The following is a 17,227-nucleotide window of genomic DNA, read 5'->3' as shown; positions in this document are numbered from 1 at the left end:
AGCACGTTGTCGCACCACACCTTGTGGCATGTTTGCCGTTTCCTCTTCGCCGCCGGGCCGGGGCGCCGCTCGGGCGGCGCCCCGGCCGGCGGTGCGTCAGACTGCCAGCCGTCGGTCGGCCTCGGCCTGCAACTCGTCCTTGCTCCCGCTGATGACCGGGTCCGGGATCGCGTCGGGCAGCTGGTCCTCCAGGAGACGGATCCGCTCGTACCGGTAAGCCGTCAGGGACAGCAGCAGCGCGCAGACGCCCGCGGTGATCGCCAGCAGGGCGACACCCCTGCCCTCTCCGGTTCCGATCAGCCTGCCGATGGAGCCGGCGAGTGCGCCGGACGGAGCGAGCAGCGGTTCGAAGACCCGCTCGGCGAGCGGTCCGGCGGCCAGGAACCCGGCCGGCACCATGGCCCAGCTGCACATCAGGGTCGTGGCGACGACGCGGCCCTGCAGTTCCAGGCCCACCTTCGCCTGGACCAGAGAGAGCCAGTGCGTGTTCAGCAGAGCGGTGGCCAGGCCCATTCCGAACAGGCCCAGAGCCGGGAACACCGGATGCGGACGAAGACCGATCACGAGCATCGAGACCCCGATGAGGCCCATGGCCCCGATGATTCCGGTGGTTCTGCGGACGAAGCCGCCCCAGATCGACATGATCAGGCCGCCGGCCAGCAGACCGGCGCCGCTCGCGGCCAGTACCACGCCCAGAGTGGCGGCACTGCCGAAGGACAGGACCAAGGGGGTGGCGAGGACTTCGACCATGCCGAACAGGAAGTTGAGCACAGCCGTGACGGTGATGATCGCGACCAGGCCCCGGCGCTTGACGATGTAGCGCCATCCTCCGAGGACCTCCCTGCCGAACGACTCCTCGCGCTTGTTGTACAGGGCGGCGGGGAAGTGGACCGTCAGGGTGGCCGTGACGCCGATGGCGAAGGTGGCGAGGTCGATCAGGACCACGCCGCGCAGACCGATGGCGGCGGCCAGCGCCCCGCCGAACAGCGGGCCGAGGATCGTGGCGCCCGCGGTGCCCAGTTGGGCGATGCCGTTGGCCTTGCCGTAGTACCGCTTGGGAACCAGCTGGGTGATGGCCGCGGCGTACGCGGGTTGCTGGAAGGCGTTGGCCACGGCCCCGACGGTGACCGCGGCGTAGACGTGCCAGAGTTCGAGCCGGCCCGTCCACAGCAGTACGCCGAGTCCGAGGGTTCCGCAGGCGGCGGCGGTGTCCGCCAGGGCCATGACCGTCCGCCGGGAGAACCGGTCGGCGACGGCACCGGCGACCGGTGCCAGCACCACCGCGGGCACCAGCGCCATCATCGACACCAGGGCGAACAGTGAGACCGAGGCGGTGCGCTGGTACACCCACAGGCCCAGGGCGAAGCTCGTCAGCGCGGTCCCGATCAGGGAGGCGGCCTGTCCGGCCGCGATCAGCCCGAAGGACCGCAGGGAGGGAGCGGTCCGCGGCGGTGGGACGTTCACGCCTTCCGGTGGAGTGAGCAGCCGTGGCGTGCGGGCGGGCGCCCGGTCCGGCACCGCGTCCGGGGTACGGGCCGGGATGGCGGGGTCCTCCCCGGCCTGCGCGGGCCCGTCCGCGCCGGGAACCGGCGGTTCACCGTCGGCGGCCCGGTCCGGCCGTGTTCCCGCCGTGCGCGGTGGCGCGACGATCTCCACCAGTTCGGCCGCCTGGTGCTTCTGGAAGTAGTGACCCGCTCCCTCGATCACGTGGAGGCGCACCTGGTCGGAGAAGTGGTGCCACTCGCTCACCCGTTCCTGGTAGAGCTCCGTGGCCCGGTCCCGGTCGCCGACGACGCAGTCGATGGGCGTCTTGAGCGCGGTGAAGCCGGCGTCCTGGTAGACGGCGGAGTAGTAGTCCTCGCCCTCCTGCGTGTCCCTGAGGAAGACCCGCATGAGGAAGTCCTTCTCCCGCTCGTCGAGGACATCGGTGAAGAAGCCCATGGCGCGCAGGAAGTCCAGTGCCTGGCGACGGGAGGTCCAGCGCTCCATGGGGAAGACCCGGCGCGCCCAGCGCGACAGCTTCCCCGGCAGCCGGGGCGCGGGGAAGTGCCCGCCGATGACGATCCGGTCGACGGGCACGCCGTCGTCCTCGAGGAAGCGGGCGACCGCCATGGTGGTGGCCCCTCCCATGCAGTGCCCGTACAGCGTGATGCTGCCCCGTACCTGCTCCTTGACCGCGTCGGCGCAGCGCCGGGCGACCTCCAGCAGCGGAAGCTGGGGTTCCTCGGGCCGGTTGATGTCGTGCCCGGGCGGCTCCAGGGCCCACAGTTCGGCGTCCTGCGGCATGGCTGCCGCCAGTGCCTGGTAGGTGATGGCGCCGCCGCCGGCGAAGGGAACGCAGACCAGGGAGCGTTCGGCCTTCCTGTCCGGCGGGGTGAGCCGGTGCAGCAGGCCCTGCGGCCGGTCCTCCCGCCCGGTGGCGTCGCCGGAGGTCAGGGCCTGGACGGTGGGGTTGCGGAACAGGTCGAGCACGCTGGTGTCCACGCCGTGTTCGCGTGCCGCCTTGACGGCGAGGACGGCCTTGAAGGAGTCCCCTCCGAGATCGAAGAAGTTCTCGTCGATGCCGACGGATTCGACGCCGAGGATCTCTGCCCACCGCCGGGTCAGCGCCGTCTCCAGGGGAGTGCGCGGCGCGGTGCCGAGGGACTCCCGCTGGGTGGTGGTGGGGGCGGGCAGGGCGCGCCGGTCGATCTTGCCGTTGGGGGTCAGCGGCATGACCGGCATGACCACGAAGGCGGAGGGGACCATGTAGTCCGGCAGCCTGCGGCGCAGGAAGGACCGCCACGCGGCGAGGTCGGGCTGCGCGGCGCCGGGCCGCAGGGTGGCGTACGCCACCAGGTTCTTCTCGCCCGTCTCCTCGCGGACGACGACGGCGACGTCGCGCACCGACTCGTGTTCGGTGAGCGCCTGCTCGACCTCTCCCAGCTCGATGCGGAAGCCGCGCACCTTCACCTGGGAGTCGGTGCGGCCCAGCAGCTCGATACGGCCGTCCTTGCGCAGCCGTGCCAGGTCGCCGGTGCGGTACATCCGGGCACCGGGGACGGAGGCGAAGGGGTCCGGGAGGAACGCGGCCGCCGTGGCGGACGGCTGTCCCGCGTAGTCGCGGGCCAGGCCGTCACCCGCGATGAACAGCTCGCCGACCACGCCGAGGGGGACGGGCCGCAGGGACCGGTCCAGTACGTAGGCGCGGGTGTTGCGGATCGGCCTGCCGATGGTGATGTCGTCGCCGGCGTCGACGCGGATGCCGGTGGAGTAGATCGTGGTCTCGGTGGGGCCGTACATGTTCCACACCTCGGCCACCCGCTCGTGCAGCGCGGCGGCCAGTTCACGCGGCAGCGGTTCGCCGCCGGTGATCACCCTCAGCCCTGGGCGTCCCCGCCAGCCGGCGGCGACCAGCAGCTTCCAGGTCGCGGGCGTGGCCTGCAGGATCGTGGTGCCCGCGGCGTCGACGACGGACGCCAGCCGTTCGGCGTCCTGCACGTCGTCCCGGTCGGCGAGGACCACCCGCGCGCCCACCGTCAGGGGACCGAACAGCTCGAAGACCGAGATGTCGAACGCGAAGGTGGTGACGGACGTCAGCACGTCCGACGAGGTGATGCCCGGCTCGGTCTGCAGGGAGCGGATCAGGTTCACCACCGAGCGGTGGGTCACCCGGACGCCCTTGGGCTTTCCGGTCGACCCCGAGGTGTACAGGAGGTACGCGAGGTTCTCCGGGCTGAGGGCGGTGTGCGGTCTGCCGGTGTCCGGTCCGGTGGGACCGTCCGCGTCGCCGTCCGCGTCCACGACGAGTACGGGGCCGCCGAAAGCCTCCAGGTCCGCCGCGAGGGAGGACTGGGTGATGACGGCTGCCGCCGCCGAGTGACCGAGGATGTAGGAGCGGCGCTCCTCGGGGTAGGCCGGGTCCAGCGGGACGTAGGCGCCGCCGGCCTTGAGCACGCCCAGCAGTACGGCGGGAAGGTCGACCGACCTTTCCAGTGCCACGCCGACCGGTGTGTCGGGTTCGATGCCCTGGGCGATGAGCCAGTGGGCGATCCGGTCGGCACGCTCGTCGAGCTGCCGGTAGGTCAGGGAACGGCGGCCGTGGCTGACGGCCGTGGCGTCGGGGGTGCGGTCCGCCCGGTCCTCGACCAGTTCGTGCAGCAGCGCGGACGGGTTCGGATGCGGAGCCGGCTGCCATTCGACGAGTTGCTGTCGCAGTTCCGCCGGGCTGAGCAGGGCGGCGTCCCGCAGGGCGGTGCCGGAGTCCGTGGTGAAGGCCTCGGCCAGGTTCGCCAGATGGGTGAGCAGCCGCTCGGCGGTGTCCGCCTCGAACAGGTCGGTGTTGTACTCCAGCCGGCAGTCCAGGACGTCACCGCGCTCGTAGACGTAGAGGGCGAGGTCCACCTGGGCGGTGTGCAGGTCGAGCGAGAGCCACTCGGCTTCGGCGCCCGGTACGCGCAGTTCCTTCTCCGGCAGGTTGAGCAGGTTGAACATGACCTGGAAGAGCGGATTGCGGCTCAGGTCGCGGGGCAGGCGGAGCGCCTCCACCACCCGCTCGAAGGGCAGCGCCTGGTGGGCGAACGCCTCCCGGGCGGTGGCTCGCACCTGGTCGAGCAGTTCCCCGAAGGGCTGTCTGCCGTGCAGCGTCGAGCGCAGCACGAGCGTGTTGAGGAACAGGCCGACCATGTCCTCCTGCTCGGCGCGGGTGCGCCCGGCCACCGGGGAGCCCACGCAGATGTCGCGCTGACCGGACCAGCGGAACAGTACGGCCTGGAACAGGCCGAGCAGGGTCATGTAGAGCGTGGCCCCGTGCGCGCGGCTCAGCTGCCGCAGACCGGCGGTGAGCGTGGCGGGCAGGATGCGCGATACGACCGCCCCGTCGAAGGTCTGCACCTGGGGCCGCGGCCGGTCGGTGGGGAGGTCGAGGCTGGGCGGGGCGCCCTCCAGACGCCGGGTCCAGTACGCGAGGTCGGCGCTGCCGGACTCGGCTACGTGCCGGCGTTCCCACAGGGTGTGGTCCCGGTACTGGATCGGCAGTTCCCGGAGGGGCGAGGGTTCGCCCGCGAGGAAGGCGGTGTAGAGACTGCCGAGTTCCCGGCCGATGACGGAGAGCGACCAGCCGTCGGAGACGATGTGGTGCATGGCGAGGATCAGGATGTGGTCGTCCTCCTCCAGCCTGACCACCGACGGCCGGAACAGCGGGCCGTGTTCCAGGTCGAAGGGGGCGCGGCCGAGCTCCCGCAGCAGGCGCAGGGCGTCCGTCTCACGCTCCTGCGCGGTGGCGCCCTCCGCGTCGATCAGCGGGAGCCGCACTCCTTCCGCCTCGCGTACCAGCTGTACGGGTTCGCCTTCGGGGGCCGGGAAGACGGTGCGCAGAGCCTCGTGCCGCCGGACGAGTTCGTCGAGGGCCGCGCCCATGACGGCGAGATCGAGTTTCCCGCGCAGCCGGACGCCGGCCGCGATGGCGTACGCGGCACCCGAGTCGGCGTGCACGTGGTCGAGGAACCACAGGCGGCGTTGCACGAAGGACAGCGGGACGGGGCCGTCGTGCCCCTCGGCGGCCGGGACCGGGAGGGTGCCGGGCAGCACGGGTTCCGGCTGCCCGGCCGGCGGGCCGTACCGGGCGACCAGGCCGGCGATGGTCGGCTCGTCGAAGAGCATGTCCAGCGACACGTCCATGCCGCAGGCGGAGCGCAGGCGCGCCGCGAGCTGCGTGGCCATCAGGGAGTGGCCGCCGAGGTCGAAGAAGTCGTCGTGCACGCCCACGGGCGCGATGCCGAGCAGGTCCTCCCACACGGCGGTGACGGCCTTCTCGGCCTCGGAGCGCGGTGCGGTGTACTCGGTGGCGACGCCGGGCCGCCGCACCGCGCCTTCTTCGGGCGCGTCCGGACCCGCCTCGGCCTCACCGGCGGATTCGTCCCCGGGTGCGGAGGGCACCGGCAGGCCGGCTCCCCCCGGGACACGGGTGGTGCGCCGGGCGGGCACCCAGTACGACTGCTCGTCGAAGGGGTAGGTGGGCAGCGCGACGCGGCGGGCCGGGATCCCCGCGCCGAAGGCGTTCCAGTCGACCGGAGCACCGGCCAGCCACAGCCTGCCGACGCCCTCGAGGAAGTGGACGTGGTCGTCCCGGTGTGCCTCGTTCTCACGGGGCATCAGGGCGACGGCGCACGCCGGGTCCAGGCCCTGGCGTTTGACCAGTCGCGTGAGAGTGCTGCCGGGCCCGGCCTCCGCGGCGACCGCCCCGGATTCGGTGATCAGGCGGGCGCAGTCGGCGAAGCGGACCGTCTCACGCAGTTGGGAGGCCCAGTAGGCGGGGTCCGTGGCCTGCTCGGCGGTGATCCAGGTGCCGGTGACGTTGGAGAGGTACCGCAGGGCCGGCGGCCGCAGGTCCACGGTGCCCGCCACCTTCTCGAAGGCGGTGGCCGCGGGGGCCGTCATCGCCGAGTGGAAGGCGTGCGAGGTCTGCAGTTCCCTCGTCTCGACTCCCTTGCCGGCGAGTTCCTCGCGCAATGCGCGCACCGCCTCGTCCGGCCCCGCCACGACGCAGCTGTCCGCCGTGTTGACCGCGGCGAGAGACACCTCGGGCCCCAGCATCGCCCGCACCTCGGCCTCCGGCAGCGGGACGGCGGCCATGACGCCCGTGGGGAGGTCCTGCATCAGGGACCCCCGGGCGGCGACCAGCCGCAGCCCGTCCTCCAGCGAGAAGACGCCGGCCAGGCAGGCCGCGACATACTCGCCCACACTGTGGCCGGCCATGGCGACCGGACGGACACCCCGTTCGAGCAGTGTCCGGGCCACGGCGTACTCGACGGTGAACAGGGCCGGCTGGGTGAGCCGGGTCTGCCGCAGCCGCCGCCGCGCCCGCGGGGGGTCCTCGACGGCCGGTCCCAGCAGGGTGCGCAGGTCCAGGCCGAGCAGCGGGCGGAGGATCTCCGCGCAGTCGTCCACCGTGCGCCGGTACACCGGGTCGTGCGTGTACAGGCCGCTGCCCATCGAGACGTACTGGGAGCCCTGCCCGGGGAAGAGCAGGGCGACGCCGTTCGCCGGACGGTCGGCCCTGGCGGTGTGGATCCTGCCGGAACGCGTCCGCAGTGCCTGGTGCGCGTCGGCCCGGTCGCGGGCCACCAGGATCCGCCGGTGGGCCAGCTGACGGCGGCCGGTGCGGAGCGTGGCGGCGATGTCGCGCAGGGAGGCGTCCGTGTCCCCCGCGAGGAAGTCGGCCATGCGCGCGCAGGCCGCGTCGAGGGCCGTGGGGGTGGCCGCCGACAGGGTCAGCAGTTCGGGTACGGGAGCTTCGTGCCCGGAGGGCGCCGGCGGCAGGACCGGTGCCTCCTCCAGGACGACGTGCGCGTTGGTGCCGCCCATGCCGAAGGAGCTGACGCCGGCGCGCCGCGGCGTGGTGCTCTCCGGCCACGGCTGCCGCTCGGCGTTCACGTAGAACGGGCTGTTCGCGAAGTCGATCCCGGGGTTGGGCGAACGGTAGTTCAAGCTGGCGGGAAGCACCTTGTTCCTGAGCGCGAGTACCGTCTTGATCAGGCCGGCGATGCCGGCCGCGGTGTCGGTGTGGCCGATGTTGGACTTCACCGACCCCAGGGCGCAGAACCGGGTGTCCGGCGTGTGCGCCCGGTAGGCCTCGGTCAGGGCCTCGACCTCGATCGGGTCGCCCAGCGTCGTGGCCGTGCCGTGGGCTTCGACGTAGCCGACGGTCCGTGCCGAGACGCCCGCCTCGGCCAGTGCCCTGCTGATCACCTCGGTCTGTCCGCCGACCGAGGGCGCGGTGTATCCGACCTTGCCCGTGCCGTCGTTGTTGACGGCCGAACCCCGGATGACGGCGTACACGGTGTCGCCGTCGGCGAGGGCCTCGCGAAGGCGCTTGAGGACGACGACGCCCACGCCGCTGGAGCCGACGGTGCCCTTGGCGTCGGCGTCGAAGGGACGGCAGTGGCCGTCCGGGGACGCGATGCCGCCGGGCTGGTACAGGTAACCGCGACGCTGCGCCGCCTCGATGCTCGCCCCGCCGGCCAGTGCGATGTCGCACTCCCCGGCGAGCAGACTGCGCCGCGCCATGTGGACGGCGACCAGCGAGGTCGAGCAGGCGGTGCTGACGCTGACGCTGGGGCCGCGCAGGTCCAGTGCGTAGGAGGCGCGTGTGGCCAGGAAGTCCTTCTCGGTGCTCAGGGCGATCTGGTAGTCGCCGACCGACCGGACCAGCTCGGGCTGGGACAGCAGGTTCTCCATCAGGTAACTGCTGCGTCCGGCGCCGGCGAACACGCCGACGGCGGCCGGGACCTCGCCGGGGGCGCGGCCGGCGTGCTCCAGTGCCTCCCAGCAGGCTCGCAGGAACAAGCGGTGCTGGGGGTCCAGGATCTGCGCCTCACGCGGTGTGAAGCCGAACAGGGAGGCGTCGAACCGGTCGATTCCCTCCAGCAGCGTCCCGGCCTTCACGTAGTCGGGGTGGGCGAGTTCCTCGGGATCACCGCCGTCGGCGAGGATCTCCTCGTCGGTGAAGGGGTGCACCGCCTCCGCGCCCTCGCGGATGTTGCGCCAGAAGGTCTCGACGTCGGGCGCGTCGGGGAAGCGGCAGGCCATGCCGATGACGGCGACGGCCTCACCCTCGGCCGCGGGCTTCGCAGGCTCCTGGGCGTGGGCCGGCCGCGGTGCGCCGGACGTCCCGTCCGCGGCGGCGAGGTGCCGGGCCAGACCGCGCACCGTGGGGAAGCGGAAGAGATCGGTGACCGTGAGGGAGGGGAACCGCTCCTGGAGCACGGTGTGCAGTTGCAGCAGCAGCAGCGAATGCCCGCCGGCCTCGAAGAAGTTCTCCCGCGGTCCGACGGTGTCGCGGCCGAGGACCGTGCACCACGCCGCCGCGACGGTGCGCTCCAGGGAGCTCTCGGTGGCGGCGGAGGCGTCGCCCGGGCGTTCGGCCGGCTGTGCGGTCCCGGGCGCCGGCAGGGCCTCCCGGTCCACCTTGCCGTTGACGGTCAGCGGCAGTTCGTCCAGCAGGACGACCGCCGAGGGGACCATGTGCTCGGGCACGATGGCGGCGAGCGCCGCGCGCACCGCTTCGGGGTCCGGCGGTGAGTTCTCCGCGGTGGGTTCGCCGGCGGCGGCCCGAGCGGTCACGTAGGCCACCAGCCGCCTGTCGCCGGCCCGGTCCTCGCGCAGCGCGACCACCGCGTCCCCTACCTGGGCGAGCCCGGCCAGCGCCGCCTCGATCTCACCGAGTTCGATGCGGAAGCCCCGGACCTTGACCTGGTGGTCGCGACGGCCCAGGTACTGCAGGTCTCCGGTGGGCAGCCGCCTGGCGAGGTCACCGGTGCGGTAGAGCCTGCCTCCCGGCGCTCCGAAGGGGTCCGGGACGAAACGCTCCGCCGTGAGGGCGGGCTGGTGGAGATAGCCCCGGGCCACGCCCTGGCCGCCGATGTACAACTCGCCCACCACGCCCGGGGGTACCGGCTGCAGGTACGCGTCGAGTACGTGGAGGGTGGTGTTGGCGATCGGGCGCCCGATGGGGACGGAGCCGTCGTGCGGGGAGCCGGGTGACACTTCGTGGACGGCGCACCCGACGACCGTCTCGGTGGGCCCGTACTCGTTGATCAGGCGGGTGGCGGGCGCGTGCGCGCGCCAGAACGCGATCTGCTGGGCCCGCAGGTCCTCTCCGCCGATGACGAAGACCTTCGCCCGGCCGGCGGCCTCGGCCGGCGGTATCTGGCGGTTGACGATGTCCAGGTGCGCCGGGGTGATCTTCACCAGGCCGTGGGGGGCGGCCCGCAGCGTCTCGCCGAGATCGGCCGCACCGGCCGTCGGCGGCAGCATCCTCACCGCCGCTCCGGCGACGAGCGGGACGAGCAGGCTGGTGACGGTCAGGTCGAAGGCGAAGGAGGAGTGGACGGGGACGGTGTCCTCGGGGCGCACATCGTAGAAGTCCTTGGCCCACAGGAGGTAGTTGACCACTCCCCCGTGCGTGACCATGACGCCCTTGGGGCGTCCGGTCGAGCCGGAGGTGTGGATGACGTAGGCCAGGTCGTCGCGGAGGACACCGCGCGTGTCCGGGAGGTCTTCGGGGCCGCCGCCGCTCAGGTCGTCCGCGGTCAGTACCCGGATCCGGTCGTCCGCGAGGCGGTGGGCGGCCTCCGGGCCGGAGACCACCACACGGGCCCGGGTGTCCCGCAGGATGTAGGACAGTCTCCCGGCGGGGTAGGCCGGGTCGAGCGGGACATAGGCGGCTCCCGCCTTGAGCACCGCGAGCAGGGCCACCGGCAGGTCGATGCCCCGGTCCAGGCACACTCCGACCAGGTCACCGGGTGCCACCCCGTGGGCGCGAAGGGCTCCGGCCCAGGTTTCCGAGCGCTCGGCGAGCTCACGGTAGGTCAGGGTCCCGGCGGCGTCGCTGACGGCGACGGCGTCCGGCCGGGCCGCCGCCGTGGCGTCGAAGAGCTCGTGCACGAGGAGGGGCTGCCTCTCGACCCGCTCGCCGCGGGCCGCCGAGAGCAACGCCCCGATCTCGTCGGCGGGCAGGACGGGCAGCTCCCACACGTTCGTCGCCGGGGCGTCCACGGCGGCTGTCAGGAGCCGGTCGTAGTGGGCGAGGAAGCCCCGTACGGTCGACTCCTCGAACAACTCGCTGCTGTACTCCAGCAGTCCTTCGAGCCCGTCGGCGGTCCGGCGGACCGCCATGGTCAGGTCGAACTTCGCCGTCGGCCGGGGCAGGTCCATCGCGCCGACACTCAGCCCCTCGAAGTCCGGGGACCCGTCGTCCTGCGACTGGAAGAGGAACATCAGCTGGCTGAACGGGTGCCGGCCCGGGCTCCGGTCCGGCTGCACCGCCCGCACCAGGCTGTCGAAGGGCAGTGCCTGGTGGGCGTAGGCGTCGAGGAGGGTGTGGCGTACCCGGGACACCACCTCGTCGAAGCCGGGGCGCCCCGACAGGTCCGCCCGGATGGGCAGGGTGTTGGTGAAGAACCCGATGAGGTCCTGTACCTCGGGCCGTTCCCGGTTGGCAGTCGGCGTGGTGACGACCAGGTCCTCGCGTCCGCTGTAACGGGCCGTCAGCACCAGGAACGCGGAGAGCAGCACCGTGTACGGAGTGGCGTCGGTGCGCCGGCACAGCGCGTCGAAGGCGCCGGCCTCGATGTCCAGGCGGAACGGCAGGCTCGTGCCGTGGTCGGAGGCGACCGTGGGACGGGGACGGTCGGTGGGCAGTTCGGTGCTGGCGGGGGCGCCTCGCAGGGCACCTCTCCAGTAGTCGAGGTGGCTGCCGTGTTCCTCGCCCGAGGCCCACTCGTGCTGCCACTCGGCGAAGTCGGCGTACTGGATGGTCAGCGGCTCCAGGCCGGGCTCGCGGCCCTGGACGAAGCTGCTGTAGGCGGCGCCCAGTTCGCGGTGCAGGATCTGCAGCGACCACTCGTCCGCGACGATGTGATGCAGGGTCAGCAGCAGGACGTGCTCCTGCGGGCCCATGCGCAGCAGGCGGGCGCGCAGGAGGCCGCCGCGGGACAGGTCCATGGGCGTGGTGGCCTCTGCCGCGAGGTGCTCGGCCAGCCGGGCCCGGGCGGTCTCCTCGTCCAGCGGCGACAGGTCCGTCACGGCGAGGGTGAAGGGTTCCGCCTCGCGGATCACCTGGTGGTAGGCGGCCCCGTCGGCGCGGAAGGCGGTGCGCAGCGATGCGTGCCGCCGTATCAGCCAGTCGAACGCCGTCTCCATCGCCCGGACGTCCAGCGGCCCGGTGAGCCGGAAGACGGACGGCAGCAGGTAGAGGCTGCTTCCGGGTGTCAGGCGGTCCAGGTACCACAGCCTCTGCTGTTCGAGGGACATCCTGGCCGTGGACGCCGCGCCGGCGCGGGGCGCGATGGCGGCGTCGGCGGCCGCCTTCCTGCGGCGTGCCATCAGCAGGCGGCGCTGCTGGTCCGTCAGGGGACGCCGCGCGGTGAAATCGCTCATTCGGTGCTGTCCTCGTGCTCGTTTCCGCTGAGTGCGGCCTGCAGCATGGCCTCGGCCTCGTCGTCGGAGAGGCCGGTGATCAGGAGGTATTCCTCCGCTGCCAGATCGATGTCGGTGCCGTGCTGCTCGCGCAGTGCGCGGGCGAAGGCTGCCAGGGTGGGGTTCAGGAAGAGGGTCCTGAGCGCCACCGCGACGCCGAGCGCCTCGCGCAGGTGGGATGTGATGCGCGTGGCGACCAGTGAGTGCCCGCCGAGGCGGAAGAAGTGGTCCTCCCGGCCCACGCCGTCGAGTTTCAGTGTGTCCGCCCATGCCTGGGCGATCACGGTCTCCAAGGCGTCGCGCGGTGGTGAGGACGCCGCGCCGCCGCGCAGCGGTTCCGGTTCCGGCAGGGCCCTGCGGTCCACCTTGCCCGACGGGGTCAGCGGCAGCGCGTCGAGGAGGACGAAAGCCTGCGGCACCAGGTAATCGGGCAGCCGGCCGGAGAGTTCGTCACGGTACCGGTCGGCCAGTCGTCGGCGGTCGTCCTCGTGGACCGGGTGCTGGGGGACGACATAGGCGCACAGGTACTGTGCCCCGTCGCCGCCGCGGGCGGCGACGGCCACGGCACGTACGTCGTCCAGCCGGGACAGGGCCGCCTCGACCTCCGCCGGTTCCACCCGGTGGCCGCGGATCTTGACCTGGTCGTCCGTCCGGCCGAGGAACTCGATCGTGCCGTCGCGCAGGATCCTGACCCGGTCGCCGGTGCGGTAGAGGCGTTCTCCGGTGCTCAGTGCGAGAAAGCGCTCGGCGGTCAGTTCGGGCCTGTTCAGGTAGCCGTCGGCCAGGCACGGTCCGCCCAGCCACAGCTCCCCCGGCACCCCGTGCGGCACCGGGCGCATGGCGTCGTCGAGGGCCCTGGCGGTCACCGCGGACACAGGACGTCCGATGGGCGGAATGTCCGGCCAGTGGGCCGGGCTGCCGCGCAGGATGTGCGCCGTCACCACGTGGGTCTCACTGGGGCCGTAGTGGTTGTGCAGGGAACTGCCGGGAAGGGCCGCGAAGAAGCCGCGCATCTGCGGGGTGATCCGCAGCTGTTCGCCGGCCGTGACCACTTCCCTGAGCCGGAGCGGGATGCCGGGCTCCCAGGCCTCGGCCAGGTGGTGCAGTGCGACGAAAGGCAGGAAGACCCGTTCGATGCGGTGCCTTCGCAGGAACCGGAGCAGTTCGCCGGAGTCGCGCCGGACGTGGTCGTCGACCAGGACCAGAGTGCCGCCGACCGCCCAGGTGGAGAAGAGTTCCTGGCAGGAGACGTCGAAACTCAGCGAGGAGTACTGGAGGGTGCGGGTGGCGCTTCCCAGCTCACCGGCGGTGCGCTGCCAGTCGATGAGATTGGAGACCGCTCGGTGGGGCATGGCCACGCCCTTGGGCGTCCCGGTCGACCCGGAGGTGAACAGCACGTAGGCGAGGTCCGCGGCGGTCGCCCCGGAGCGGGGCGCGGAGGCCGGTTCCCGCGCGATCGACGGTGCGTCCTCGTCGAGGCAGACCACCCGGTGCTCCCCCGCGGGGATCCGCTCCCGCTCGGAACGCCTGGTGACCACCAGCGGAGCGGCCGATTCCGTCAGGGCCGCGGCGAGCCTGGGCGGGGGGTAGTCGGGGTCCAGGGGCACATAGGCGGCTCCCGCCTTGAGGATCGCGAGGACGGCCCGGGGCAGGTCCAGGGATCGTTCGAGGCAGACCGCGACCGGCGTGGAGGGTCCGGCGCCCAGCCGCCTGAGGTGGTGCGCGAGTCTGTTGGCCTGTTCGTCCAGTTCGCGATAGGTCAGGGCTGCCTCGCCGTGTTCGACGGCGGGGGCGTCGGGTGTCGCGGCGGCCTGCCGTTCGAAGAGGGTGTGCAGAGGCAGGGGTGGCGCCTCGGTCTCCGGTCCGCGCACCGAAGCGGCGTCGCCGCTTCCGGGCGCCAGCAGCGGGAGCCGGGACACCCGGTCGCCCGGTTCCCGGGTGAGGGACCCGAGAAGCGTCTGGTAGTGGTCCAGCAGTCGCTCGACGGTGACGGCGTCGAACAGGTCGGTGTCGTACTCGGCGATCAGGGCCGGCCCGGACTCGGGGAAGTCGATGTAGAGGGACAGGTCGAATTTGGCGCAGCCGTTGTCCAGTTCTCCCTCGTAGGCGATGCGCAGTCCGTGTCCGTCGACCGCGGGCACCGGCTCCTGGTAGACGAACAGGGTCTGGAACAGGGGGTTGGTGACCGCGTCACGCTCCACGTCGACGGCGCTCACGATCCGCTCCAGGGGGACCTGGCCGTGTTCGGCGGCGAACATGACGGTGCGCCGCACCTGGTGCAGCAGCTCGATCGAGGTCGGGTCACCGCCGAGGTCCACGCGCAGGGGAAGCGTGTTGGTCATCATGCCGATGAGCGGACGGCACTCGGGCGTGGACCGCTGGGCCAGCGGCACACCCGTGGTGATGTCGGTCTGTCCGCTGTAGCGGTGCAGCAGCAGCTGGTAGGCGGTGAAGAACACCACGAACGGGGTGACGCCGACGTCCCCGCTCAAGGTGCGGACCGCTTGCAGCAGCTCCGGTCGCAGCGGTTGCCGCATCTTGCTGCCGGGCCGGGCGGCGGCGTCCTTGCGCGGCCGGTCGGCGGGCAGCTCCAGCGCGGGCGGCGGCGTGGCGAAGACCGCACGCCAGTGGTCGAGTTGCGAGGTGAGCCGCTCTGCTTGTCCGGGGCTGCGCTGCCACATGGTGATGTCGCTGTGCCGGACGTGCAGTTCGGGCAGTACGGGAGTCCGGCCCTCCGCGAGGGCGGTGCAGGCCGCCGCGAGTTCGCTCATCAGCACGCGCACGGACCAGCCGTCGAAGGCGATGTGGTGCACCGCGATCAGCAGTTCGTGGTGGCTTTCGCCGAGCCTGACCAGCGTGCAGCGCAGCATCGGGGCACTGCCCGGTTCGAAGGGCAGTGCGGACTCCCGGCGCAGGGTTTCGAGCCGGGCGCGGCGGACGTGCTCGGCGCAGCCGCTCAGGTCCACCCGGCGCAACGGCACCCGGAGGTGGGGCTCGCGCCAGGTCTTCGGCCCGGATCCGTCGTCCGTGACACGACTGTGCAGCGGCTCGTGGCGGAGCACGAGGATGTCGAGTGCCCGTTCCAGGACCTCGGGTCGCAAAGTCCCTGTGACCACGAAGGCCAGCGGCACCACGTACTGGGCGCTTCCGGGTGCCATCTTCTCCATGAACCAGACACGCGTCTGGGCATCGGACAGCGGCAGTGGGTCGGGGGTCGCCGTGGGCACCGGAACGCTCGCCGACGGGGCCGGGCCCGCCGTGTCGAGCGCCTCGGCCAGGGCGGCGACGGTGGGGTTGTCGAAAACGGTCCGTGGTGCCACCGGCACCTCGAGCAGGGACTCCAGCTCCACGGCGATGCGCATCGCCACGAGCGACTGGCCGCCCAGGGCGAGGAAGTCGTCGTGGACGCCGATCGTCCTGCCGCCCAGGTGGCGCTGGAAGACGTCCGACACGATCCGTTCGCGCTCGGTACGCGGCGGGGTGAGCTCACGGTCCTGCCGGGGGCCGGATTCCGGCAGGGGGAGCGCACGGCGGTCGATCTTGCCCTGGGAGGTGAGCGGGAACGCCGGCATCCGCACGAGGGCGCGGGGCACCATGTAGGCGGGCAGCCGCGTCCGCAGGTGTTCGCCGAGCACCTCCTCCAGCCGGCTCGCCGGAAGGTCCGTTTCCGGCGCCGTCACCACATGGGCGATCAGCTCGCCGGCCCACGGACCGCTCCCGGCCACCTGCACCACGGCGGACTGGACCAGGGAGTGGCCCAGCAGGCAGGCCTCGATCTCCCCGAGTTCGATACGAAAGCCGCGCACCTTGACCTGGTGGTCCGTGCGGCCGAGGAACTCCAGCCTGCCGTCCTCCCTCCTGCGCACCAGATCACCCGTCCGGTAGAGGCGGGCACCCGGCGCGGTGCCGGTCGGGTCCGGGAGGAAACGCCCGGCGGTGAGATCGGGCCGGCCCAGATAGCCCCTGGCCACGCCGGGGCCGCCGATGAACAGCTCCCCCGCCTCGGTGTCCCGGACCGGGTTCAGCCGTTCGTCGAGCACGTGCAGGACCGTCCGGCCGACGGCCGACCCGATGTCGGGCAGGTCTTCCCCGGCGGACGGTACGGTCACCGTTCCGGAGGTCGCCACGACGGTGCATTCGGACGGACCGTAGTTGTTGACCAGCCGGAAGGGCAGGTCGGCCGGAGGGAACCGGGTCAGCCGGTCGCCTCCGGTGAGCAGCAGGCGCATGGCCGTGCCGGAGGGCCACTCCAGCTCGATGAGGCCCTCGGCCATGGGCGTGGGGGCGAAGCAGACGGTCACCGAGCGGCGGACGAGCCAGTCCCGGAGCCGGGTGAGCGAGTCGCGCACGTCGGAGTCGGGAACGGTGAGAACGGCGCCCGCGCACAGGGTCGGCCAGATCTCCCAGACGCTCGCGTCGAAGGCCGGGGAGGCGATCAGCGCGGTGCGGTCCTGCGCGGAAAGACCGAAGGCCGATTCGTGCCAGTCCACCAGCCCGGCCAGGCCGCGGTGCGGGATGTGGACGCCTTTGGGCGCACCGGTCGAGCCCGAGGTGTACACCACGTAGGCGCCCTGATCGGGATGAGGACAACGGCGTTGCCGGGGCTCGACGGGCGCCGCGCGGCCGGCCGCCGGGGAAGGCGGCCCGACGCGCAGGATCGTCGGATGGTCGATGTCCGGGCGGCTTCCGGAGACGGCCACCACGGCCCCGGCCCCCGATTGCCGGAGCAGGCTGTTGAGGCGATACGTGGGCGCGGAGGCATCGAGGACCACGAAGCACGCTCCCGCGCGCCAGACCGCCAACTGGGCCACCACCAACAGGGGTGAGCGGTCGAGCACGAGCGCCACCACGTCTTCGGCGCGGATCCCTGCGTCGCGCAGCTCGTCGGCGAGACGGTCCGCCCCGGCGAGCAGGTCCGCGTAGGTGATCGCACCGTCGGACCACTCGACCGCGGTCGCGTCGGGCGCGCTTCGCGCCCGACGCACGAAACGGCAGACGACGTCCGTACCTGATGCCATTCCCGCTCTCCCCCTGCACACTGCGACTGGCCTCAGCGGTCGAGCCACGGGCGTCCCGGCGGATCGGCAGCCGGCGTCGGTGTGCGTCCGTGATCAAGGTCAGTGATCTTTCCCACTTTTCATCAGTCACGGCACGCAGGTCACCAGTAATTACTACTCACACTGGCCGATCTCCCGCCCGACGTGCTCCGGCCCGGACCGCGGCGACGGCCACCGCCGAGGGACAACTCCTGGCAGGGGGAGTGGGCATG

The 17,227-nt window shown here is 72.3% G+C and carries 2 protein-coding genes; both read right to left on the bottom strand.

Going from position 1 to position 17,227, the window contains the following annotated elements; all coding sequences use genetic code 11:
- Positions 1 to 96: 96 nt before the first annotated feature.
- Complete coding sequence (locus VKA29_RS30910) at positions 97 to 11,919, bottom strand: non-ribosomal peptide synthetase/type I polyketide synthase (protein WP_324789309.1); 11,823 nt, start codon at positions 11,917 to 11,919, stop codon at positions 97 to 99.
- On the bottom strand, positions 11,916 to 16,976 hold the full coding sequence (locus VKA29_RS30905; RefSeq protein ID WP_324789308.1) for a non-ribosomal peptide synthetase: 5,061 nt from the start codon (positions 16,974 to 16,976) through the stop codon (positions 11,916 to 11,918). The genes VKA29_RS30910 and VKA29_RS30905 overlap by 4 nt, the downstream gene beginning before the upstream one ends.
- Between the last annotated feature and the right edge of the window lie 251 nt (positions 16,977 to 17,227).

The organism is Streptomyces sp. H51 (assembly GCF_035656535.1).
Classification (GTDB): Bacteria; Actinomycetota; Actinomycetes; order Streptomycetales; family Streptomycetaceae; genus Streptomyces.
This window is presented reverse-complemented; position numbering and strand designations above follow the sequence as displayed.